The sequence below is a fragment of the Erythrobacter crassostreae genome (assembly GCF_019204045.1).
Taxonomy (GTDB): Bacteria; Pseudomonadota; Alphaproteobacteria; order Sphingomonadales; family Sphingomonadaceae; genus Erythrobacter; species Erythrobacter crassostreae.
Genome location: NZ_JAGSPC010000001.1, coordinates 955775 through 978966 on the forward strand (window position 1 = coordinate 955775; position 23192 = coordinate 978966).

The 23192-nt window shown below is 58.9% G+C and carries 26 protein-coding genes; 17 read left to right on the forward strand and 9 right to left on the reverse strand.

Going from position 1 to position 23192, the window contains the following annotated elements:
* The first annotated feature begins 5 nt into the window (after window positions 1–5).
* The 4 genes from KCG46_RS04785 to KCG46_RS04800 all read left to right on the forward strand — a co-directional run bounded on the left by KCG46_RS04785 (window position 6) and on the right by KCG46_RS04800 (window position 6430).
* Window positions 6–1385, forward strand: coding sequence for a phosphotransferase (locus KCG46_RS04785; protein ID WP_218404159.1), 1380 nt, complete (start codon window positions 6–8; stop codon window positions 1383–1385).
* Window positions 1386–2672 (forward strand): acyl-CoA dehydrogenase family protein, encoded by a 1287-nt coding sequence (locus KCG46_RS04790; protein WP_218404160.1) that lies wholly within the window; start codon window positions 1386–1388, stop codon window positions 2670–2672.
* An 8-nt stretch (window positions 2673–2680) separates the two neighbouring features.
* Complete coding sequence (locus tag KCG46_RS04795; protein ID WP_218404161.1) at window positions 2681–3016, forward strand: hypothetical protein; 336 nt, start codon at window positions 2681–2683, stop codon at window positions 3014–3016.
* A 99-nt stretch (window positions 3017–3115) separates the two neighbouring features.
* Window positions 3116–6430: an amidohydrolase family protein gene (locus tag KCG46_RS04800; protein WP_218404162.1), complete on the forward strand. Its 3315-nt coding sequence runs from the start codon at window positions 3116–3118 to the stop codon at window positions 6428–6430.
* Here the strand turns inward: KCG46_RS04800 and KCG46_RS04805 are convergent.
* From KCG46_RS04805 to KCG46_RS04830, 6 genes are all read right to left on the reverse strand, one after another.
* A complete protein-coding gene (locus KCG46_RS04805; protein WP_218404163.1) occupies window positions 6427–7167 on the reverse strand; it encodes a sigma-70 family RNA polymerase sigma factor in 741 nt (246 codons plus the stop codon). The two genes, KCG46_RS04800 and KCG46_RS04805, sit on opposite strands and share 4 nt — an antisense overlap.
* Window positions 7167–9284 carry a flagellar biosynthesis protein FlhA gene (locus KCG46_RS04810; RefSeq protein WP_218404164.1) on the reverse strand — a complete coding sequence of 706 codons (2118 nt, stop codon included), beginning with the start codon at window positions 9282–9284 and terminating at the stop codon, window positions 7167–7169. Before KCG46_RS04810 ends, KCG46_RS04805 begins: the two co-directional genes overlap by 1 nt.
* A gap of 32 nt (window positions 9285–9316) precedes the next feature.
* Entirely contained in the window at window positions 9317–10330 is a 1014-nt protein-coding gene (locus KCG46_RS04815; protein WP_218404165.1) for a transglycosylase SLT domain-containing protein, read from the reverse strand.
* 91 nt (window positions 10331–10421) lie between these two features.
* Window positions 10422–10739: a flagellar protein FlgN gene (locus tag KCG46_RS04820; protein WP_255551765.1), complete on the reverse strand. Its 318-nt coding sequence runs from the start codon at window positions 10737–10739 to the stop codon at window positions 10422–10424.
* Window positions 10736–11035, reverse strand: a complete 300-nt coding sequence (locus KCG46_RS04825; RefSeq protein WP_218404166.1) for a flagellar biosynthesis anti-sigma factor FlgM — start codon at window positions 11033–11035, stop codon at window positions 10736–10738. The genes KCG46_RS04820 and KCG46_RS04825 overlap by 4 nt, the downstream gene beginning before the upstream one ends.
* 68 nt (window positions 11036–11103) lie before the next feature.
* Window positions 11104–11685: a flagella basal body P-ring formation protein FlgA gene (locus KCG46_RS04830; protein WP_255551766.1), complete on the reverse strand. Its 582-nt coding sequence runs from the start codon at window positions 11683–11685 to the stop codon at window positions 11104–11106.
* A gap of 148 nt (window positions 11686–11833) precedes the next feature.
* On the opposite strand from KCG46_RS04830, the gene KCG46_RS04835 reads away from it, so the two are divergent.
* Window positions 11834–12907: a GGDEF domain-containing protein gene (locus KCG46_RS04835; RefSeq protein WP_218404167.1), complete on the forward strand. Its 1074-nt coding sequence runs from the start codon at window positions 11834–11836 to the stop codon at window positions 12905–12907.
* Here the strand turns inward: KCG46_RS04835 and KCG46_RS04840 are convergent.
* The 3 genes from KCG46_RS04840 to KCG46_RS04850 are packed head-to-tail and all read right to left on the reverse strand — an operon-like array spanning window position 12904 to window position 14261.
* Window positions 12904–13326, reverse strand: coding sequence for a hypothetical protein (locus tag KCG46_RS04840; protein ID WP_218404168.1), 423 nt, complete (start codon window positions 13324–13326; stop codon window positions 12904–12906). The genes KCG46_RS04835 and KCG46_RS04840 overlap by 4 nt on opposite strands.
* Window positions 13323–13985 (reverse strand): MotA/TolQ/ExbB proton channel family protein, encoded by a 663-nt coding sequence (locus KCG46_RS04845; RefSeq protein WP_218404169.1) that lies wholly within the window; start codon window positions 13983–13985, stop codon window positions 13323–13325. Before KCG46_RS04845 ends, KCG46_RS04840 begins: the two co-directional genes overlap by 4 nt.
* Window positions 13986–14018: 33 nt before the next feature.
* Window positions 14019–14261 (reverse strand): hypothetical protein, encoded by a 243-nt coding sequence (locus tag KCG46_RS04850; RefSeq protein WP_218404170.1) that lies wholly within the window; start codon window positions 14259–14261, stop codon window positions 14019–14021.
* Between KCG46_RS04850 and flgB the strand changes: the two genes are divergently transcribed.
* The 12 genes from flgB to motA are packed head-to-tail and all read left to right on the forward strand — an operon-like array spanning window position 14260 to window position 23191.
* The gene (gene flgB / locus KCG46_RS04855; RefSeq protein ID WP_218404171.1) at window positions 14260–14616 is read left to right on the forward strand and encodes a flagellar basal body rod protein FlgB; all 357 of its coding nucleotides are present in this window, start codon (window positions 14260–14262) and stop codon (window positions 14614–14616) included. The two genes, KCG46_RS04850 and flgB, sit on opposite strands and share 2 nt — an antisense overlap.
* Complete coding sequence (flgC, locus tag KCG46_RS04860) at window positions 14613–15029, forward strand: flagellar basal body rod protein FlgC (protein ID WP_439648810.1); 417 nt, start codon at window positions 14613–14615, stop codon at window positions 15027–15029. The genes flgB and flgC overlap by 4 nt, the downstream gene beginning before the upstream one ends.
* A gap of 2 nt (window positions 15030–15031) precedes the next feature.
* Window positions 15032–15427: a flagellar hook capping FlgD N-terminal domain-containing protein gene (locus KCG46_RS04865; RefSeq protein WP_218404173.1), complete on the forward strand. Its 396-nt coding sequence runs from the start codon at window positions 15032–15034 to the stop codon at window positions 15425–15427.
* Between the two features lie 33 nt (window positions 15428–15460).
* Window positions 15461–16273: a flagellar hook-basal body protein gene (locus KCG46_RS04870; protein ID WP_218404174.1), complete on the forward strand. Its 813-nt coding sequence runs from the start codon at window positions 15461–15463 to the stop codon at window positions 16271–16273.
* Between the two features lie 10 nt (window positions 16274–16283).
* Window positions 16284–17024, forward strand: coding sequence for a flagellar basal body rod protein FlgF (locus KCG46_RS04875; protein WP_218404175.1), 741 nt, complete (start codon window positions 16284–16286; stop codon window positions 17022–17024).
* A gap of 45 nt (window positions 17025–17069) precedes the next feature.
* Window positions 17070–17861, forward strand: a complete 792-nt coding sequence (gene flgG / locus KCG46_RS04880) for a flagellar basal-body rod protein FlgG (RefSeq protein ID WP_218404176.1) — start codon at window positions 17070–17072, stop codon at window positions 17859–17861.
* 14 nt (window positions 17862–17875) lie between these two features.
* Entirely contained in the window at window positions 17876–18580 is a 705-nt protein-coding gene (locus KCG46_RS04885) for a flagellar basal body L-ring protein FlgH (RefSeq protein WP_218404177.1), read from the forward strand.
* Between the two features lie 28 nt (window positions 18581–18608).
* The gene (locus KCG46_RS04890) at window positions 18609–19715 is read left to right on the forward strand and encodes a flagellar basal body P-ring protein FlgI (RefSeq protein ID WP_218404178.1); all 1107 of its coding nucleotides are present in this window, start codon (window positions 18609–18611) and stop codon (window positions 19713–19715) included.
* The gene (locus tag KCG46_RS12725) at window positions 19712–20014 is read left to right on the forward strand and encodes a rod-binding protein (protein WP_218404179.1); all 303 of its coding nucleotides are present in this window, start codon (window positions 19712–19714) and stop codon (window positions 20012–20014) included. Before KCG46_RS04890 ends, KCG46_RS12725 begins: the two co-directional genes overlap by 4 nt.
* The gene (gene flgK, locus KCG46_RS04900; RefSeq protein WP_218404180.1) at window positions 20014–21354 is read left to right on the forward strand and encodes a flagellar hook-associated protein FlgK; all 1341 of its coding nucleotides are present in this window, start codon (window positions 20014–20016) and stop codon (window positions 21352–21354) included. The genes KCG46_RS12725 and flgK overlap by 1 nt, the downstream gene beginning before the upstream one ends.
* 18 nt (window positions 21355–21372) lie before the next feature.
* Window positions 21373–22290 (forward strand): flagellin N-terminal helical domain-containing protein, encoded by a 918-nt coding sequence (locus KCG46_RS04905; protein ID WP_218404181.1) that lies wholly within the window; start codon window positions 21373–21375, stop codon window positions 22288–22290.
* A gap of 37 nt (window positions 22291–22327) precedes the next feature.
* Window positions 22328–23191, forward strand: a complete 864-nt coding sequence (motA, locus tag KCG46_RS04910; RefSeq protein WP_218404182.1) for a flagellar motor stator protein MotA — start codon at window positions 22328–22330, stop codon at window positions 23189–23191.
* The last annotated feature ends 1 nt before the right edge of the window (window position 23192 follow it).

Below are 23192 nucleotides of genomic sequence, written 5' to 3' on the forward strand. Positions count from 1 at the left end.
AAGAGATGTCGATTGCGCCGGACGAATTGCTTGCTGGTCTTGCCCGCGCAATGGCGCGAGCGGGACTGAGCGCTCCCAGCAATCTCGAACGCCTGACAGGCGGTGCGACCATGGAAAGCTGGCGGTTTGAGGCGACCGGCGCCGCGCCGCTTTCAATTCCCTCTGCGCGGATCGAGAACACATATGTGCTTCGCCGCGCCCCCAGCCTTGAATTCATGAAGGACCGTCCGTTTGGCCATGATGTCGAAGCCGCCATAATCCGCGCTGCAAAAGCCGCAGGTGTCGCGGCTCCGGTGGTGGTTGCGGAGTTGGAGCCAGAGGACGGGATCGGATCGGGGTTCATTATGGAAGCCCTTTGCGGGACGCCCAATCCAAAGGAAATCCTCGCTACAGATAAGGCAGATCGTCTGGTGAGCGAATGCGCAGCTAACCTTGCCAGCATTCACACTTTGACGCCCGGCGATGTGCCGGATGCCGTGCCGGTGATGGATTACCGCGCGGCTATCGCGGACCTCAAACAGCAATTCGAGGATGCGGGCGGCGACCGTCCGATCATCGCGCTTGGCCTGAAATGGATGGAGAACAATTGTCCCGAGCCGGTCGATCCGGTTTTGCTTCACGGCGATTACCGCATGGGCAATCTGTTGGTGCAGGATGGCTGGCTAACCGGAGTGCTGGATTGGGAGTTGGCGCATTTCGGCGACTACCATGAGGATCTGGCGTTCGGTTGCATGGCCGTGTGGCGGTTCCACCGGTATGATCGGCCTGCGCTGGGGCTGAGTGATCTGGAGCACTATTTCGAAGCCTATGAGGCGAATGGCGGGCGCAAAGTTAATCCTGCGCGCTTCCGATATTGGCTGATCCACCGCACAGTGTGGTGGGCGCTCGGCTGCCTGAAAATGGCAGCGGTGTGGCGCAGCGGAGAGGATCGGATGCTGGAGCGTGTGGTGATCTCGCGAAGAACGAGCGAGCAGGAACTCGATTTGCTTATGCTGCTTGAGGAGGAAGCGCCCGAGCAAGAACAGAGCCGCCTTGTCCAGTTGCCGAGCGCGGCCGCGCAAGTTGGCGAAGCGACCGATGGCGAACTTGCTATCGCCATTCACGAATGGCTTGGCACGGTCAAAGACCGTTTTGAGGGCCACGACCGTTTCCAATACGCCGTTGCCCGAAATGCGCTGGGTATGATCTCGCGCTATGATGCAGCTGCGATCCCGGCATTTGAAAATGCACCTTTGGCGAGACAAATTTTTTCCGGCGAAGCGACCTTGGCCGATACAGGTTTGCTCGCTCAACTGCGTGAGGCAATCCTTGCTACGATCATGCAGGACGTCCCCAAGTACCCCGCGCTCGCCGTCGCCCGTAAAAAGTGGACTGGAGAAGACTAAATGGACTTCGCAATTCAAGCCGACCTTCAGGCGTATCTCGATGAACTCGACGCCTTTATCGAGGCCGAGATCAAGCCGCTTGAGCAGCAAGACGACAATATCCGTTTCTTCGATCACCGCCGCGAATACGCGCGGACTGATTTTGAAGCGGGCGGATTGCCGCGTGAAGATTGGGAGGCGCTGCTGCGCGAGGCCACGGCGCGTGCGGACAAAGCGGGCCATTGGCGCTTTTCCGCGCCGAAACAATATGGCGGCAAGGATGGCAGCAACCTCTGGATGGCGGTGATCCGCGAGCATTTCGCGAGGCGGGGATTGGGCCTGCACAACGACCTGCAAAACGAGCACTCCATCGTAGGCAATTTCCCCTTCGTCGCGATGTTCGATCAATGGGGCACTGATGCTCAAAAGGCGGAATTCATCACGGGCGGGTTCGAGCGGGAGCGCCGCGTAGCCTTTGGCCTGACCGAGCCCGATCATGGTTCCGACGCGACCCATATGGAAACGACCGCGGTGCGCGAGACCCGCGACGGCGTGGACGGCTGGCGGATCGACGGAGAGAAAATGTGGATCACCGGCATGCATGTCGCCACCCACTGCGCGATGTTTGCCCGCACATCGGGCGAGGCAGGGCAGGCAAGCGGCATCACCTGCTTCCTTGTGCCGAACCCCACAGAAGGCCTCAAAATCGAGGAATGGATGTGGACGTTCAACATGCCCACCGACCATCCGCGTCTGTCTGTCACCGACGTCTGGGTGCCGGATGACGCGATCCTCGGTGTGGAAGGGCGCGGCCTCGCGCTTGCGCAAAGCTTCGTCCATCAGAACCGTATTCGGCAGGCAGCCTCAAGCTGCGGCGCAGCGATGTTCTGCATTGATGAAAGCGTGAAATACGCGCGGGAACGCAAACCGTTTGGTGAGCCGCTTTCCAAAAATCAGGGCATCCAGTTTCCGCTGGTGGAGCTGGCGACGCAGGCCGAGATGCTGCGGCTGCTAATTTTCAAAACGGCGTGGGAAATGGATAATATGCCGCATGAGGAGATTGAACGGACGATCTCTGACAAGGTATCCATGTGCAATTATTGGGCGAACAGGCTCGTCTGCGAAGCCGCCGACCGCGCGATGCAGGTGCATGGCGGCATTGGCTATTCGCGGCATAAACCGTTCGAACATATCTACCGCCACCACCGCCGATACCGCATTACCGAAGGCAGCGAAGAGATCCAGATGCGCAAAGTGGGCGCTTATCTGTTTGGCTATCTGGGTCCGAAGAAGGGGACTATGGGGTGAAGAGCATCATGACACTCGCGATCCTCAGTGGGCTGCTTTCTTCGTGTGTCGATGGCCGCACTGAGATCGCGCCGGATGTAAACGTGGTCGAGTTGTCTGGATCGAACGACGCGGTTGTTGATGGTGTTGGCGACTTCCTCGTTTATCCGAATGTCGTTGAATATGAGGTGGTTGATCATTGGTTGGTCGGTAAGCGCGAACAGGCAAATGACAATTCTGACGGCTCAGAACCGTTCACCTCAGGCCTCGGATACTTTAAGCTGAACTTGTCGGACGGCTCGCTTACGCAAGGTCTATCAATCGAGGAGTGTGAGGCCGATCCCGTCTGCGCAGAAATGCTGTGATCTGTCTAATGCAGAGCCAATTCGACTAACGACTTGTGTCTGCCCCTAGCAATATCCTTTCGTCTCGCTAGGCTCCTCCTCAACACGGGGAGATTTCAAATGCGCCAGTTTACCGCCACCCTTCTTGCAGGTTCTATGCTTGCAATGCCTTCAATCGCATCCGCGCAGGACGACGAGGACAAAGGCTGGGACATCACCGCGCCTAAAGGTGCCACCATCGAGCAGGTGCCGATTGAGACGGATGAAGGCACATGGATGGATGTCGATGTTGCGCCAGATGGCCGCAGCCTCGCTTTCACAATGCTCGGCGATATCTACACCATGCCGATTGGCGGCGGCACGCCGACGCGCATTGCGGACGGGCTTGCTTGGGAAGTGCAGCCGCGTTTTTCTCCTGATGGATCGCGTATTGCCTTCACCTCGGATCGCGGCGGCGGCGACAATATCTGGGTGATGAACCGCGACGGCTCTGACAAGAAGCAGGTGACGAAGGAAGATTTTCGTCTGCTCAATCAGCCGACATGGTCTCCCGATGGCGAATTTATCGCGGCGAAGAAGCATTTTACGACGCAGCGCTCGGCCGGTACCGGCGAGATTTGGATGTACCATGTCTCCGGCGGCGGCGGCGTGCAAGTGGTCAAACGCGCCAATGAATCGCTACAAAAAGAGCTGGGCGAGCCGATCTTCGCGCCCGATGGCAAAGCGATTTATTACACCCGCAACACAACTCCGGGTAACACGTTCATCTATGCGCAGGATTCCCAAACCGGCATCTTCGCGATTGAGAAACACGATCTGGACACGGGCGAAGTTTCGACTGCTGTCGATGGCTATGGCGGCGCGGTCCGTCCCGCCCCTTCACCCGATGGCAAAGAGATCGCTTTCGTCCGCCGGGACAAGGACCAGAGCAAGCTTTGGGTGAAAGAGATTGCGACCGGCAAAGAGCGCATGATTTACGACGCGCTCGATCTGGATTTGCAAGAGACCTGGGCGGTTTACGGCGTCTATCCCAATATGGATTGGCTGCCGGATAGCAGCGCAATCGTGTTCTGGGCGGGCGGTAAGCTGAACCGGATCAACCGCGATGGCTCAGGCTTCGCGACGATCCCGTTTAGCATTTCCGACACGCGCGGTATCGCCGATGCACCGCATCCCGAAATTGACGTCGCACCAGACCGGTTCACGACCAACATGGCGAAGTTCGGCACGCTTGCACCGGATAGCAGCCGTGTTGTGTTCGAAAGCCTCGGGAAACTCTACACCAAATCCGCTCGCGGTAGGGACGCGCCGCGTCCGCTCACGGGTGATAGCAGCGATGCAGTGGAGGCGTTTCCCTCGTTCAGCCGCGACGGATCCCAGATCACCTTCATCAAATGGACCGACAGCGGTCTGGGCCAGATCATGGTCGCCAGCGCGAATGGCCAAAATGCCCGCGCGATCACGGCGATGCCCGGACATTATGCCAATCCGGTGTTCTCGCCTGACGGCCGTACTATTGCCTATGAAAAGCGATCTGGCGGGTATCTGACTGCCCCCGAATATTCGGAGAATACGGGCATTTATGTGATGTCTGCGGGTGGCGGGGAAGCCACGCGGGTGAGCAGCAGCGGCAGAGCACCGCAATTCGCCGCAGCCAGCGACCGCATTTTCATGAACGCCTTTGCCGGTGGCAAACTGTCACTGGTTTCCGCCGATCTCGATGGAGAAAAACAGCGCACCCACGCACGCGGCGATCTGGCCAATGATTTCCGCATCGCACCCGATGGGAAGACCATCGCGTTTCGCCAGAATTACGGCGTGTTTGCATTGCCGGTTATCCCCGGCGGCAAACCCGTGGATGTCAGCGAGAAAGGCGGCGCGCTACCCGTAACCAAAGTCAGTTCGGGCGGTGCCGATTACATCGGCTGGGCCAATGGCGGGCAGACTTTGTTCTGGTCAATCGGCCCGCAATTGCAGCGCGCGACCGTGTCCGATTTCTTCCGCAATGCGCCAAAGGGTGATGAGGAAGAACAGGGCTATACGCCGCCTGAAACGGGCATTTCGATGGCGGTTACCGTCAACGCAGACAAGGCGACACAAACCGTCGCCATTACGGGCGCGAAAGTGCTCACCATGGCCGCCGGTCTGGATGCGCAGGATGCAGGTGTCATCGGAAACGGCGTGATCGTCATCGAAGGTGACCGGATCAAAGCCATCGGCCCCGCGGGCGAGGTTGATGTGCCGAGCGGCGCTGTGATCGTCGATGCTGGCGGAAAAGTGATCATGCCCGGCTTTGTCGATGCGCACCATCACGGTCCGCATGGCACCGGCGATATGATCCCGCAGCAAAACTGGCGGCTGGTGCAGGACTTGGCACTGGGAACCACCACACTCCATGATCCGTCGAGCGATGCGAGCCAGATTTTTGCGGCGGCAGAGCGTCAGCAGGCAGGTAAGCTGCTGGCACCGCGTATCTTCTCAACTGGAGAGATCATTTACGGCGCGAAAGCACCCAGTGTTTACGCACGGATTGACAGTTATGAAGACGCGCTCGCCCATGTCCGCCGGATCAAGGCGCAGGGCGGTATCTCGGTTAAAAACTACAACCAGCCGCGGCGCGAGCAGCGCCAGATGGTCGCCCGCGCCGCAGCAGAGGAAAACATGCTGGTCGTGGCTGAGGGTGGTTCGCTGTTCGGCATGGATATGAACTTGATTGCGGATGGCAATTCCACCCTTGAACACAACGTTCCCGGCGATGTGTTGTATGAGGATGTGCTGCAATTTTTCGGTCAATCTAACACCAATTACACGCCGACATTGAATGTCACCTATGGCGGACTGGCGGGTGATCCGTATTGGCGTCAGGCGACCGATGTGTTTGACCATCCTTTGATGATCCACACCCCGCCAAAGATCCTTCTGGCTGGTTCGGGCAGGCGCACGAAAGCGCCGGATTGGGCATTCGTCGATGACAATGCCGCACGCGAGGCCCGCAAGGTCGCGCAGCGCGGTGTGAAGGTTTCGATCGGCGCGCATGGTCAGCAGGCGGGCATCGGTGCGCATTGGGAAATCTGGACCTTTGCGCGCGGCGGGATGTCACCAGTTGAGGCTTTGAAAGCAGCCACCATTGCCCCTGCAGAGTCGCTGGGCATGGACAAAGACGTCGGCAGTCTGGAGGTTGGCAAGCTTGCCGATCTGCTGGTGCTTACTGCCGATCCAACCGCCAATATCCGCGATTCCGACAAGATCGAAAGCGTGATGATCGGTGGGCGGATGTACGATTCCAAGACGATGAACGAAGTCGCCACGGGAACGGCGAAACGCCGCGTCTATTGGTGGGAAGGCGGTCAGGGAGGCAGTGCCGGTGGTTCCGGAGCGGCGACTCACGCTGGTGGTGGTCACAACCACGGCGACGGAGATGGCGGGTCCAACTAAGCCTCGATTTCCTGCTCCATCAGCGCGCGCAAATCCTTCAAAGCTTTTGCGCGCAGCTGATGGACGCGGGGAACCGACACTTCGAGCACCTCAGCGATCTCTGTCAGGTTCATTTCCTCGACAAAGAACAGTTGCAGGACCAGCTTTGCCCGGTCGGGTAGCTGGACCATTGCGGTAACTAAGCGTTCTCGATCTTCCACTTCGCATAGTTTTTCAAAAGGGTCGGGATCATCGCTGGCAAAGGCGGTGCTGGTCTCATCATATTCATCGCTGATAGAAGAGACCGTGACGGCGGATGCTTCGATTTCGAGCAGCTCCCCGTCGCTGATCTGCATTGCACTGGAAATTTCCGATCGGCTTGGGTCGCGCAGCAATTCACCGCGCAATTGTTCGACCGTTCGGTCATAGGTTGAGCGTTTTTTGCGGGCGGTCCGGCTGCCGTGCATCAGCTTGCGAATGCAATCGAGCATCGCTCCTCGCACACGGATCTTGGCATAGGCGGCAAATCCGTCTTCGCCCGGTCCGCTGTGCCGCTGTGCGCATTCGGTCAAAGCAAGGATGCCGACCTGAATCAGGTCTTCGATCTCAAGCCCTTCACGGCCCGAGCCATAAATGTGCCACGCCGCGCGGTGAACCAAGGGCAGGAACCGCCGCACGCGGTCTTCCACCTGGGCGCGCGATGCGTTGCCATATGTGCCTTGAGCAGGCGGGCGCAGTCCGGTTTGGTCGTGTTTCATCAGCCGGTCTCCTGTGCGAATTCAGTTTGCCCGTTGTTGTTTGCGACTGCCGGAGCAGGATCGGTTTCGGTTTCACCGATCACGCCGATCACCTCGACGCCTTGTGTGGCAGGCAATTCATGGATGGATAAAACTTGGCAGCTGCGCGCACGCTGCCGCAGCAATGTCGCGAGCGATCGGCGCGCTGGCGGCTGCACGATCAGAGCAATCGGCCCGCCGGCCTCGTCAATCATTTCATTGATCCGGCGCACGATCATAGCACCGCAATCGGGCTCGATCAGTGGGTGGCCGGTCGCAGGATCGGGCATTCCTCCCAGTATCGCCGCTTCGAGCCCGGCATCCAGTGTCGCGACTTTGAGTGATGAACCGGGCTCGCAAATGCGCGCCACAAGCCTTGCTCCGAGATCGCTTCGGACAGCATCGATCAGCGCTTCGAAATCCTGATTGGTCTGCAATGCCAGCGCCAAACTGGTAAAGATCGGCTGCGGATGGGACAGGCCGATGCCGTCAGCAATCAGAGCGCGCATCATGCGGGTCATCGCCGCCAGAGAAAGCGGCTCAGGATGGACTGCATCGACCAGAGCGGGCGCGCGTTCCTTCAAATCGTCGAGCAATTCGCGCACCTCGACCGGGCCGAGCAATTCATGCGCCTGCGCCAGCAATACCTGATTGGTGTGGGTGGCGATCACGGTGCTTGGATCGACTGTCAGGAACCCTTCGGCAACTGCATGGTCGTGCAGCGAAGGATCGACCCACAGGGCCGGACAATCGAAGCTGGGGTCGCGCGTTGCCTCGCCCGTCAGGCCGTGTCCGCTGCGCACATCGCCGGTGTCTATCGCGAGCAGTTTGGCCGGTTTGACGCTGCCCATGGCAACACAGACACCGCCGACGGTGACCGAGTAATCCTGAGAGCCGATGTCCAAAGAATCGCGGATGCGGAATTGCGGCAAGACAAACCCAAGATCGCGGCTTAGCTGTTTGCGGATGCCGGTAATGCGAGTGAGCAATGGCGCATCTTTGGCCTTGTCCACCAGATGCACCAGACCGTAACCCAGCTCGATCGTAACCAGCGTTTGGTCGCTGACATCGGACAGTTCGATCCGGTCAGGCGGCACTTCTTCGGCGGCCGGTTCCTCCTCTGCCGGCTCTAAAGCACGCTGGCGGGTTCTCCACCAGATCGCCCCGGCGATGGCAGCGGCGGGGAAGAAAATCATCTGCGGCATCGCAGGCACCATGCCGATTGCGAGCAGGATCAATGCAACCGCGATCCAACCGCGTGGATCGGAAAACTGTCCGCTAATCTGTCCTGCCAGATCGCGGGTGTCCGAAACGCGGGTTACGATGGCGGCAGCGGCAATCGACAGCAGCAGCGCGGGCACCTGTGCGACCAAAGCATCACCGACCGCGAGGGTGATATACAACTCTGCCGCCTCGCCTGCAGATAAGCCATGTGTCGCCATGCCCAGCGCGAAGCCGGCGATGATATTCACGCCCAGGATCAAAAGCGCGGCAATTGCATCGCCTTTCACGAATTTGGACGCACCATCCATCGAACCGTAGAAATCGGCCTCGACGGTGACTTGTGATCGGCGCGCGCGTGCCTCATCGGCGGTGATCAATCCGGCTGCGATATCGGCGTCGATTGCCATCTGTTTGCCTGGCAAAGCATCCAGCACAAATCGGGCGGAAACCTCCGACACGCGCCCGGCGCCTTTCGTGATCACGATCATGTTGATGATGAGTAGGATCGTGAACACGAACAGTCCGACAGCGAAGTTGCCACCGACCAGAAACTGGCCAAAGCTTTCAATAATCTCGCCTGCTGCCGCGCCGCCTTCGTGTCCGTTGACCAGAACGATCCGAGTGGATGCAACGTTCAGGGCAAGGCGAAGCAAGGTCGCGAACAACAGGACCGAGGGGAAAGACGAGAAATCGAGCGGTTCGCGCGCATTCAAGGCGACCATAAGTACCGCGACCGTGATCGCGATGTTCAGGACAAAGAATATGTCCAGCATCGTTGTCGGGATGGGCAGCACCATCAGTACGAACAGCGCAAAGATACCCACGGGCAGCGCCATGGCTGCCGGCGCCTTTTTCAGGCGATCGAGCCATGACATGGCGCCGCTCCCTGTTGGGTTTGCAGAAGCGCTCACAGACCGAACGCCTTCAATTGGTTGTAAGCACGTTCAATACGCTGTGCTGCCTCTGGTGTGGGGCTGGCCAATCCGCCCATTTGCCCGAATGTCGCATTCAGCATCGCCGACATTGGCGGTCTGGTTTGCGCTGTCCTTTGCTCGGTCGGGGCAGGCAAACCGCCAGTGATGGCAGTCGGGTTGGCAGGGGCAAACACAGCTTCATTCGCGATCGGATAGAGCGGGCGCTGCGCTGATAGAGCTGCAACGGCATAGTCTGGCCGCAACGCTGCGCCGGACGGAAGCGAAGGCGCCATCGCGAGCGCGCGATCGAGCTTTGATGACAGGAAATCCATCACCCCGGCGAGGCTGCGCGGAGAGCCGCTGGGCTCATAAAAAACTGGGCGATTTGCCGAGGCGGGGCGAGGGAATATCGCGGCAGCGCTTTGATTGGGATTTTGGGCCAATGCCGTCAAAAACCGGCTTGCACCCCCTGCGCCAAGAAAGTGCGCGAGGTACAGTTCATTGCTCTCCGGCTCGCGGCCGACGATAGGCATGAGCTTCGCACGGTTATCCTCGGCAAGACCGGCGGCCATGAATGACGCAATTTGCGGGTCGTTGCGCATTTCCAGGATCGCGCTGCGTTGCCCGCGATCTGGAACATAAGCCGCGCCGCTTGCGGATGTGCTGATTTGATCTGCGATGTTTCCAAGGCCGAACCGGGCTCCGTGCCGTTTCATCGTGCCGAGCCATGTGCTCTCGATAAATTGGTAGAGCCCTGTCGCGGATGATGTGCTGGCCTTCGCAGTGGGATCCATCGACGACTCAACTTGAGCCTGCGCGAGCAGAAAATCGAAATCGACACTGGTCTTGCGTGCAGCCGTGGCAATCGCATGTTCGACAGGAGAGGCCGATTGCTTCGTGGCAATTGACCGAGCGGCAGGGTTTGGAGACGGGGCCTCACGATGGGCGCGGGCAGCGCTTTCAAAATCGCGCCGTAAGCTGGCGACTTGTGTAGCGGGTTGGCTCATCGGTAGTTTGCTTTCACTGGCGCGCGCTGATCATCCGGCGCAATCTATCCAGAGCAAAGCAACAGCCGTGCCAGTTAAGGTTAACTGCCCGTCAGGCGTGGGCAAAGCTGGCTTGACGATGATGACCGGCGGCACCGCTCAATGCGTCGATCCGCGCAGCGATATTGGCCGCTAGCAGGTTGCGGACGCGGCGGTTTACTTCGTTGAGCTGCCGCGCCGTTTCGGCGAGGCCCCGCGTTTCGCTGTCGAGCGTATCCGGCGTTATCGGCGATAGGATGTCGCACAGGCTTTCTTTGTCACGTGTCGAACAAATCAGCTCATCGGCATCAAGAGAGGCAAGCGCTTGCCGCTCGCGTTCCAAAACGGCAATCATCTGCCGCAGATTGCCGGTCAAATCGTTCGCCATCATGCGATCTCCAGGCTGATCCGCGCAGCGATCATCGCATCTGCGATCTCGGTCGGGACTAGCGGATAGCTGCCTTGCTTCAACGCCGTGCGGATTTCCGCAATGCGTTCGTTGTTAACAGGGGGCTCGCTCGCTTCTACAGCGGTGCCAACCTCCAGTTTGATACCAGCCTCTGCGCTGTTTGGCGCAGCAGGGCGCGCTTGCGAGGCGCGTGCATCGATCTGCGGGCGGTCGCTGCCGGACAGTGCGCGGGGTGCTCCTACGCCTTGCAATTTGCTCAGTTCGATTGACGACATCATCAGTCTCCAAATGGAATTCTAATCACAAGAACGGCGCTGTGGGCCGGTGTTTAAGAGGTGGCGGCAAATTAATTTGCAGGGATGATGGCGAGGCCGGGGCGTTCGATCCGTGCCTGTACCGGTGCTGCCTTGCGTGCGGTGCGCACGCCAATCCATTCTCCGACCGCTCCGCTCTCCATCGCTTCGCCGGTTTGCTGGACAGTAAAGCCGCGCCCACGCACCAATACGGTCATGGGGTCACCGCGCTTCACGATCCGGGTTTTTGCCGCCGCAGCGGGTTGTGACCGGGTGGCGATGAACACCTGCCAGCCGTCCTGATCGGGGCACGCGACCTTGACCGTGTTTTGGCCTCTACCATGCCAGTTGGCAAACAGCGGCGCGCTGCACTGGGTCAGCCGTAGCCGCCGGTCCGCAGGCGAGCGGGCGCCGCCTATCTCGCCGATTTCTGCACCGGTAAACGTCGATACAGCGCGGTCTATTTCTGCCGGGTTGGTAAATCTTGGCGGGTTGTTGCCGTCGGCGCCGAAGGCAGGTGCCCAAAGCGGCAACAGCATTATGCCGGCAAGCGGCGCAAAGCCGAGTGTGTTGATCGAGAAACGCATATCTAACTCCTGTTCTGAAACGAATGCCCGTTCGCACAGGCGGTTCATTCGATGGGACGTTAACAGCAAGCCTCGTGCCAAGTGCGGCCCGCGCCGGACTACGGGACAATCCTGAAACGCGATCAGGACAGGCTTAAGCCGGGGAGGGTAGCGGGGACCGCAAACTATAGAGATCGCAAAGAGGATGCATCTTGAGATGAACATGCAATCGAAACTCGAAAAGGTGGAAGGGGCGGCGGAAAACGCACATCCAGCCACCCGCCAACGTCAGGCACGGCTTGATTTGCTGGAGCGAATTTCAAGTTTCGCAGTCCGATATGATTTCGAGATTACCGGTGTAAATCTGGCGGTGATTTGCAGCGCTCTCTCTGGATCGAATGGTGAACTGGCGAAAGCTTTCGCAACTCGTGAAATGTCCGGGCAACCAATCGATCAACGCTGGCTTGATACCGTCATGCGCCTTGATCCAGAAACGGACGCGCGCATCGCCGAGCTTGAAAAGCTGCTCGATCAAATGGAGTATTCGCTGATGCGTTTCGCGCAGACAGCGAAATCGGCTCAGGACGAGACAAGCGGGCATCGTGAAGCATTGGATGTTCAAATCGAAGCGATTGAGCAAGCAGACAGCGGTGAAGGCAGCCAAGCCGAAGTAGACCGCATCATCTCGCTTTCACGCTCAATGCTGGAACGGATCGCGCAGGCCGAAACGGCGATGGCGCGCAGTCAGGCGGAATCAGATCGTCTAAGGCAGAACCTGGCACAGGCGCGCATGGAGGCGGACATTGATCACCTGACAAGGCTGCCCAACCGCCGCGCGTTTGAGCGCCGCTTCAAATCGGCTGCGGACGAAGCCCGAAGCAAGGGAGAGCCGCTCTGCGTCGCATTCTGCGATGTCGACAAATTCAAGTCAGTGAATGACAAACACGGCCATGAGGCTGGTGACAGGATCCTCTGCGCGATCGCTCAAACATTGAGTGAGAGCGCCAATGAGGACTGTTTTGTTTCGCGCCATGGCGGTGAGGAATTTGTGATGCTGTTGTTCGGCTGCGACAAAGAGGCAGCATGGCGCAAGCTTGACGGTATCCGCCGCACCCAAGCCGACAAAACACTGATGAACCGCGATACCGGCAAATCATTCGGCAAGATCACATTCTCCGGCGGAGTGGCTGAAGTGACAGAGGATGTCGATCCGCGCAGCGCGCTGATCCGCGCGGACAGCGCGTTGTATCAGGCAAAAGAACAGGGCCGTAACCGGATCGTAGCGATTTAATTCGCGTCATCTCCGGCGGTTTCATCCGCAGGCGCGTCATAGCCAATACTAGCATACAGATCGGCGGAATTGCTTTGAGTGATGACCAGTCGCACCGGCCAGTCGAGATCTCTCGCCTGCTTTGATAGAGCCTGCGCATTTGCCCACGCGGCATCGCTGTCCCCCTCGCGATAACGCGCATGGATGGTCAGCGTCGCGCGAGGATCGCGCACCTGACCGCGCAGCCACTCATCGAGCCCTGGACCATCTGTGTCAGGGCGGAACAGCGCCTGCGACGGCGCAAATTCCGCCCGCTGCGCCGGCGGATCATCAGCTTTGTTGGCGGATGCTCCAGGCACCGCCAGTAGCGTTAGCAAAAACAGGATCAGCGCAAGATCGGCGAGAATGATCTGCCATGTGCCATCGCTTCTTAGGCTCATGCCACTTTCCCAATGCGCGCAGGGGGCGGATGATCTGGTCTGATCTGATCGTCGAACCATTCGAACAAAGTGTCGCGTTCGGCTTGCTCCCGCTCGCTGCGACGCTCGATCGCCTTGCCAAGCGGTATGCAAGCCAGATGTGCCGTCAGAACACCATAAAGCGAGGAAAGGACTGCGGTCGCGATGGCACCCATTGTTGCATCGGTCACATTCGCGCCTTCAGGTGGAGCGATCTGGGTGATGGCAAACAAGGTGCCTACCAGCCCGAAAACGGGGGCGAGCTCTCCGGCATATTCAAATGTGCGCACGGCCTGAGCGCGGCGCACCTCGCGCGCCGTCCGCGCCGCGCGCCGCGCCTGGTGCAGGGCATCGCGTGATCCGCTGCGCAGATAAGCATCCACGATGGCCGCAATCGCGGGGTCAGGCGGAAGGTCGACTTCGGCGACAAGCGGACCGCTACGATCAATATGCTGGAGACAGCGGGCGAGTGTGGAGCGGTTGGCGGTTTCATCAAATTTCGGCCGCCAAAGTCCGACCAGCGCCTTCGCCGCTGCGAGCAGGTCCGACCAGCCGCACCGCGCCAGCGTCGCCAAAGCGGTGCCAGTCAGCACAATCGTGAGTGCGCCCCAATCCAGCAATTGTACGATCTCGAAAGACACGCCTTTGACCTTTCCTGGCAATGAGTCCCGTGATCAAGAACGGCACGGCGCGGCGCGGATTAACCCATTGCCGGGCGGCAATTGCGTTTTTGCAACCGGGCAGTGTGTTGCCGGAAGGCGGCACGGCCTTGCCGCATTGCCCTGCTGAACCGCCATTTCGCCTTGGAAAGCCTCCTGCGGAGGCCGGTTTTCGGCATTTGGCACGGCTCCTGCAATCTGTCTGGGCAAATCCGTTTGGCAATTGCTGTCACCGGTCTGTGAAGGAGGTTCGATCATGAGCGAGCAGATATTCGGCATCCACGGCGCCGCGCTTGAACTGCGTTCAAAGCGCATGGGCGTGCTTGCCTCGAACATCGCGAACGCCGCGACACCCGGATACAAAGCGCGCGACATCGATTTTGCTGCTGCGCTTAACGCGCGTCTATCAGACGGCGAAGACGGTCCTGCCGGGTCAGGCGGCAGAGACCATATGGTCTACAAGGTGCCGACTATGGCCACGCTTGACGGCAATACGGTTGAGCTTGGCCGCGAACAGGTCGCCTTTGCTGAAAATGCGATGGCGTATTCTGCCACGCTCAGTTTTGTGCAGGGCAAGGTCAACACCCTCACCCGCGCGCTGAAGGGTGAATGACGATGTCCGATAGCAACCCGATGACACTATTTTCGATGACGGAACGGGCCATGTCGGCCCAGATGGTCCGGATGAATGCCGCCACGTCGAACCTTGCTAATGCAGGATCGGTCGCGAGCAGCGAGGCGGAGGCTTATCGCCCTATCCGCGTACGTTTTGCCAGCGAGCTTGATCAGGCGACAGGTCTGTCCGGCGTGCGCAGCGACGGGATCGTCCGCAGCGAAACCGCTCCGGTCAAACGATACGAACCGAGCAATCCTCTTGCCGATGCCGAAGGGCATGTGTGGGAGGCCCCCGTCGATGAAAGCGCCGAGATGATCGAGATCATGGAAAGCGCGCGTCAGTACCAGAATCTGGTTCAGGCGCTGACGACAGCCAAACAGCTGATGCTGGAAACTCTCAGGAGCAATTGATCATGAATATCACCCCTTCGGCCCCCGCAACCGCCGATATTCAATCGACGCTGGACCGGATCAACACCTCGTCTGCGCCATCATCCAGCAATGGATTGGGATCGCTGGATCAATCCGATTTTCTGCGTCTTTTGACCACTCAATTGACGCTTCAGGACCCGCTAGAACCAGCCAATAACGAAGAGATGCTTGCCCAAATGGCGCAGTTTTCCTCGCTTGCTGCTTCAACTGATTCGAGCGAAACTTTGAACGAGATTTCCGGCAAGCTTGATAATCTAATCGCCGCCCAAAACGCCGCTGCCGAAGCAAGCCGTGCTGCAATCGAAGCTGCTGCCGAAGCTGCTCGTGCAGCAGCGACCGGCTCCGTTTCCGACGGCTCTCTTCCGACTGCAATTTAATCCCTACTAGACCCTAACAAGGAACCCCCGACCATGTCCTTTTTCACCTCTCTTGGCGGCATGAAGAATGCCGAAACCGATTTGCGGGTCATCTCGCACAACATCGCCAATGCCGAGACGGCAGGCTTTAAGAAAAGCAACGCACAGTTCAGCGATCTTGTCGCCAATGGCTCTGCAAACGATCCGCGCCGCACGCCGGGCATTGGCGCTGCAGTGTCATCGATCAATCAGGATTTCTCGCTCGGCCCAATCGAACAAACGGGTCGCAGTCTAGACGTCTCGATCAATGGCGGCGGTTTTTTTGCGACCGCCAATCCGATCTCCGGCGATCTGGCTTTTACTCGCAACGGCAATTTTAAGATTGATGCAGGCGGGGCGCTGCAAGACGCCAATGGCGATCTGGTTCAGGCCTTTCCTGTTGACGCGACCGGCGCTGTTACATCGACAACACCGGCCAACGCCGTAATCCCGACAACCAACGGCGCTGGCGCGACGCTTTCGAGCGTCTCGATTGATCGCAATGGTTTGATCACCGCTGCGTATAGCGACGGAACGACAGAACCGGTTTCTGCTGTTGCCTTGGCGACATTCCCGGCGACCAACGGCCTGCGCTCAATTGGCCAGACGAAATGGGAAGCTACCGGCGATTCCGGAACGGCTGTGTATGGTGCACCGGGTATAGGCAATGTTGGCGATCTGCTTTCGGGTACGCTCGAACGTTCGAATGTCGATCTGGCTGAAGAAATGGTCTCTCTGCTTACCGCGCAGCGCAATTTTCAGGCCAATGCCCGCGCCATCGATACCGCCACTGCCATCTCCCAGACAGTTCTGAACCTGCAGCGGTAGGGGCTGATCCGTGGACCGTCTTATCTACACAGCGCTAGCGGCGATGAACGCCGCAATGGACCGGCAAAGGACCGTTGCGAACAATCTCGCCAACGCCACAACACCCGGATTTCGCGGAGAAATATTCTCTGTGAAAGCGGCCACAGTGCGCGATGGTTCGCCAGAGGCGCGCTCCATGGCGCGCGGCAGTGTGCGCGGCGCAGATATGACTCAAGGCCGCGTTACGCCCACCGGTCAGCCGATGGATATCGCCGTCAACGGGAAGGCTCTGATCGCGTATCAGGCCCCCGATGGCGGAGAAATTTATTCGCGCCGCGGAGACTTGCGCGTCGCACCGTCTGGCTTGATCGAAAACGGCGAAAGACTGCCCGTGATGGGCGAAAACGGTCCGATCACCGTTCCTGCAGGTTTCACCATCAGCATTGCGCAAGACGGCACAGTCTTGGGCGCCGATCCGGCCGCGCCAGAGAATCCTGCAGAGCCACTGGGCCGGATCAAGCTGGCATCGCCCGATGGCAGTGCGCTCGCAAAAGGGATCGACAGTTTTCTGAAAGTGGTGGGTGGCGGCGTGCTGCCCGCTGATCCAACTGCCCAGGTAACCACCGGCGCGCTGGAGCAATCCAACGTCGAAACCGCCGATACTTTGGTTGCCATGATCGAGGCCCAGCGTGCGTTCGAGCAGCGCGCGAAAATCATCAGCACCGCAGGCGAGCTTGATGAAGCAGGCAGCCGCTTGATGTCGATGAGCTGACGCTGATCACAAATACGCAATTTTCTGAATTCGAAGGGATTTCTAATGCCAAATTCAGCTCTACACGTCGCCCGAACGGGGCTTGAAGCGCAAGATGCGCGGATGCGTGTTATCGCGAACAATCTCGCGAATATCGGCACCACTGGTTTTAAGCGCGACCGCGCGGATTTCGCGACGCTTGCGTATCAGGATCAACGCGTCGCCGGACAGCAATCGACTGGACAAACTGCATACGCGGTGGGTCTGAACCTTGGCACCGGCGTGCAGGTGATGGGCACTAGCCGGATTGACAGTCAGGGGACGCTCAACACAACCGGCAACACTCTGGATGTTGCTCTGGATGGCCCCGGTTTCTTTCAGGTTGAACTGCCGGGAGGCGGCGAGCTTGCCTATACCAGAGCAGGCAATTTCACGCTCTCGCCGGAGGGCCAGTTGATCACATCGCAAGGCTATACCGTGACGCCGGCGATCCAGATCCCGCAAGGGGTAGAATCGATCACAATTGCACCAGATGGCACTGTCAGCGCGACGCAGCCGGGCACCGCTGCTCCGGTTCAACTTGGGCAGCTGACCGTTGCAAATTTCGTCAATCCGGCGGGCCTGCGTGCAATTGGCGACAACTTCCTCGTTGAAACAGGTGCGAGCGGGCAGGCGGAAATTGGACCCGCAGGCCAGAATGGTCGCGGCAATGTGCGTCAGGGAATGCTGGAAGCCTCCAACGTCAATGTTGTCGAGGAGCTGGTCGAAATGATCGAGGCTCAGCGCGCCTACGAGATCAATTCAAAGATGGTCAGCGCGGTTGATGAAATGCTCCGCAACGCGAATCAGACGCTTTGATGGGAGCTATGAACATGCGCACTCGCACACTCACAATATCAATGGCCGCGTTGGCGACTTCTGCCTGTATGGGCATGGGCGGAGGGGGGCCGAAAGCAGGTTTCACTGCGCCCCCGCCTCCGTCATCACCGTTAGCCGCTGCCACTGCTCAAAGCACTCAGACGGTGCCCTCGCTGGACGAAAATCGTGGTTCAATTTTTCAAGTCGGACAAGGTTATGCCGGATTGCACGTTGGCACCCGCGCCCGCGCGCTGGGCGATATGGTCACCATTGTTCTGGTTGAAAATACCTCGACATCCAAGAGCACAACCGGCCAGACGAACCGCGATGGCGGGTTTTCTATAACTCCGCCTACCGCCGGTCCGCTCAGTTTTCTCAACCCCAACGCTCTTAATCCTTCGGCGCAAGGTTCGTTCTCAGGCGGAGGCAATGCTGCACAGCAAAGCCAGCTTACCGGAACGGTCGCGGTTACGATTGCTGCGATTTATCCCAATGGCACCGCAGAGGTAGTCGGAGAAAAGCAGATGTCGCTGAGTCAGGGTAAGGAGTGGGTCCAGTTCGCCGGACGAATTCGCCTGATCGACATTAGCGCCGATAACCGTCTGCCATCCTCTCAGGTGGCCAATGCGCGGATCATCTATTCCGGTAAAGGGGCAGTGCAGCAAGCGAGCCGTCCCGGCTGGCTGTCGCGTTTCTTCAACTTCATCTCGCCGTTTTGAGCGGCCCTGAAACGCAAGGAACCGTGACATGACAAAGTTTTCCAAACTGATCGGCCTGATTATCGCTTTGTTTGCGGTGATGACGCCTGTCGGCGTCTCCGCCGAACGTATTCGTGACCTGGGCGAGTTTGAGGGCCTAAGGACCAACCAGCTCACCGGTTATGGCGTGGTGGTTGGTCTGCAGGGCACGGGCGATGACAATCTTCAATATGTGACCGAAGCGATGAAGGGCGTGTCTGGCCGGTTGGGCCTGCAATTGCCGCCCGGTGTCAGCCCCAATCTGCGCAATGCGGCAGCGGTGATCATTACCGCTGAACTGCCAGCCTTTGCTAAACCAGGCCAGCGGATCGACATTACCGTGTCCACGCTGGGTCAGGCGAAAAGCCTTCGCGGCGGCGCACTCGTTTTGGCCCCTCTTTACGGTGCTGACGGCCTGATTTATGCGATGGCGCAGGGTAATATTGCGGTTGGTGGCCTCGGCGTATCAGGCCGCGACGGATCCCAATTGACCGTCAATGTCACAACCGTTGGCCGCATCGCAGATGGCGCCTCTGTCGAACGGGCGGTCGCCACCGGTTTCGACCGCGAAGGTACGTTGAGCTTCAACTTGCACCGCGCCGATTTCCTAACCGCATCACGTGTGCGCGACGCCATCAACACGCTGTACCCAGGTATGGCGCGCATTTCAGATGGTGTGAGCATCGAGCTTACTCTGCCATTCGGCAATGACATCCGCGCCGCCAAGCTGGCCGAGATCGAGATGCTGGCGGTCACGCCCGCGCCGGTTGCAGCCAGAGTTATCGTCAACAGCCGCACGGGCACAGTCGTGATCAACCAATCGGTGCGCCTGTCGCCCGCAGCGATCAGCCACGGCAAGCTTGTTATCCGGATCGACGAATCCCCGCGCGTTGTTCAGCCGGAGCCATTCACCGATGGCGAAACCGCACTTGAAGAGGCCAGCGAAATCACTGTTACCGAGCGGTCTGACCGGGTCGCATTGATGCCAGGCGCGGCCTCTCTCAGCGAGATTGTCGATGCGCTTAACCTCCTCGGCGTTGGCGCTTCCGATTTGGTGGTGATCCTCGAGAGCCTGAAACAGGCGGGCGCTTTGCAAGCCGAAATGGTCGTGCTGTGATTACCGCGCCATCCTCTGCTTCGCCCGGTGCGACGCCTGAAACACTCTCCCCAGAGCGGAGCGAGCTGCGCGAAGCTGCGCAGGGTTTTGAAGCGATCATTATCCGCCGGATGCTCGAATCCGCGCGCGCTTCAAGCTTTGCCGAAGACACGCCGTTAACCGGTGGCGGTCTTCAGCAGTTCGAAAAAATGCGTGATGAACACTTTGCAGATGTTGCGGCAGAAACGGGCTCCTTCGGGTTTGCACAGAGTATCGAGGAACAGCTTGCTCAATACGTTGATGGGCATGGAGGTATGTAATGCCTACCGCTCTTATCTCTATCGGCCGCAGCGGCGCTGCGGCGGCCCGCGCCAGCCTTGAGCTGACAGCGCAGAATATCGCCAACGCGTCCAATCCGGATTACGCGCGGCGTACGCTCGACCAAAGCGAAGTGGTGGGCAGCGCGACAATCGGGCTGAACTCCGCCAATTCTTATGGCGGGGTCCGGATCGGAACGGTTGCGAGGGCCGAGAGTGAGCTGGTCCAGATCCAATTTCGCAGCGCGACCGCCGATTTGGCGCGAACCGACGCCGAAATGAACGGTTTGCGCGGCGCAGAAACCGCGATTGAACAATCACGACTGTTTGAAAGCCTTGTCGATTTCGAAGCCGAGCTTGTCCGGTTGGAAAGTGACCCGCTTGACCCGGTCCTGCGGACATCGACGTTGGAGACAGCGCGGCAACTGACCAATACGTTCCAACTGGCGAACGGTTCACTCGCAAAGAACCGCGATCTGTTGCAATCGGAAATCACTGCGAGCATGCAGAATGCTCAAGGGATTGCTGATGAGCTTGCCCGCACCAATGCTGAATTGGTGAAGGTTCGCGACGGGACCGCTGCCAAAGCGGCCCTGCTGGATGCGCGCGATGCCAGCTTGCGCGATCTTTCCCAGCAGTTCGGGATTGAAGTCCAGTTCGATGATTTCGGCACCGCGAATGTGAGCCTTGCCGGCACGCCGCAGGTTACCTTGGTAAGCGGCGCGAACGCAGCGACGCTTGGCTTTGCGGCAGATCCGGAAGGACGCGTGGAATTCAACGTTGACGGACAGGCTTTTACCCCTTCGAGTGGTGCGCTGTCCGGCAGGCAATCCGCGCTGGATGAAATGGCCGCCATGCAGGTCGATCTGGATGCCATTGCGAGCCAGATCATCACATCTGCCAATGCTGCTCAGGCCGGCGGTTCGACCAGCTCTGGCGGCGCAGCGCCCGCATTCTTCACTGGCAATTCGGCAAGCAATATCGAAGTCGCTTTGGCATCCGGATCAGACATTGCCACCGCCCCTGCGGGTGCGCCTGTTGGTAGCCGAGACGTTTCCAACCTGCGCGGCCTGATTGGCGCGCTCAGCGCAGACAACGGCCCGGCCGCTGCAACAGATACATTGTTATTGGGCGTTTCGAGCCGGATTTCCGGCCTCGACACAAGGCGCGATGGCTTGTCGATCATCGCCCAGAGCGCCGAAACCGCGCTGCTGACGGCGACTGGTGTCGATCTGGACGCGGAAGCCGCTGCATTGGTTCGACTGCAACAAGCATTCGAAGCCAATAGCCGGATCATTCAGGTCGCAGCCGACCTTTTCGACACCATTCTGGCCCTCAGATAGCGCGAAAGGAAACGGCACATGACCACACTCGGCAATCCCACTGCGGCCTATTTCAATCGTTCACTTGACCAGATGGCCAATCTGCGCGGCTCGATCGAGCGTTTGCAAACGCAGGTTGCGACCGGTCAACGGATTGAGCGTGCTTCGGATGATCCAACCGGAGCGGCGCGTTTGCGCGCGCTTGACCGGCTCGACCGGCTTGGCGCTGTCGAACAGGACAATGCGGCCAAGCTCGCACAGGACTTAACCTTTGCCGCCGATCAGATGGGCGGGGTTGCGAACCTGATTATCAGAACGCGCGAGCTCGCACTTTCTGCGGCGAGCGATACATTGCCGGATGAAGCGAAGGCGGCCATCGCTGAAGAGCTGGAACAGTTGGGCGAGGAATTGTTCGACCGCGCCAATGGCACCACCCTGACCGGAGAGCCTTTGTTCGCGGGCACCGCCGCTGGTCCGGCATTCACCCGCGATGCTGCGGGAAATGTGACCTATGCAGGCAACAATGAAATTGGCGCGGTCACCGTTGCTCGCGGGACAGAGATAGAACGCGGGGTTGCTGGCAATGATGTCTTTGAATTCCCTGTTAGCGGCACACCAACCAGCACATTTGCGCTGATCAATGGCCTTGCCGACGCTTTGCGCGGTGCATCTGCGGACCCGACCGCTGCGGCCCAGGCTGCTTTGGAAGGGTTGGACATCGCGCTGGAATCGACGACCCGAAATCAGGCGGTGCTGGGCACGCGGCTCGCCTGGGTTGAGGTAATCCAACAAAATCAGGCCGACGAAAAGATTTCCATTGCGGAGCAACGATCAGACGTTGGCGATACCGATATCGCCAGCGCAATCGCGCAATTGCAGCAAACTCTAACCGCGCTTGAAGCCAGTCAGGCTAGCTTTGCGCGTGTCAGCTCGCTGTCCCTTTTTCGCGCGCTCTAACGCGCGGCCTAGCCCAACTTAACAGGAGTCCACGGACATGCTTGCCGTAGTCGGTATCATTGTTTTGATCGTTATGGTGTTTGGCGGGTTTACGCTTGCAGGGGGCTCTATGGGTCCGATCCTTGCAGCGTTGCCGCTAGAGATGATGATGATCGGCGGGGCTGCTATTGGCGCTGTCCTGATCGGTAACTCGATGCACGAGGTCAAGCTGCTCGGCGGCGGGTTTGCTAAGGTCTTTAGGGGGCCCAAATACTCCGACGATGATCATATCGATGCGATTGCGCTCTGCAGTCAGTTGATGAAACTGCTCAGATCCGAAGGTGCGGTTGCGTTGGAAAGCCACGTCACCGACCCCGAAAATTCGACCATATTCAGCGAATATCCCAAGCTGCAGAATGATCCGGCGGTGCGCGATATGATCTGCGATCCGCTAACTCTGATGGTGGTTTCAAGCGGTACGTTGGATACCCATGCGGTCGAAGATGTGATCGACAATGCGATCAAGACCCAGCTGCATGAGATGGAAGAGCCTGCCCATGCGATCCAATCCATGGCAGATGCTTTCCCGGCGCTGGGCATCGTTGCTGCGGTTCTGGGTGTTATCAAGACGATGGGATCGATCAACGAACCACCTGAAATCCTTGGTAAAATGATTGGCGGCGCGCTTGTTGGAACGTTCCTCGGCGTGCTGCTCGCCTATGGTTTTGCAGGGCCAATGGCGAGCCGCCTGAAACAGGTGAACACTCACGACCAGCAGATTTATCACTCGATTAAGCAGGTGATTATTGCCAGCCTGCATGGTTATCCGCAGCCATTGGTATTGGAAGCAGCGCGGTCAGGTTTGCCTCCGGCGCATCGCCCGAAATTGACCGAACTGCTCGACCTGATGCGTGGCCGATAGG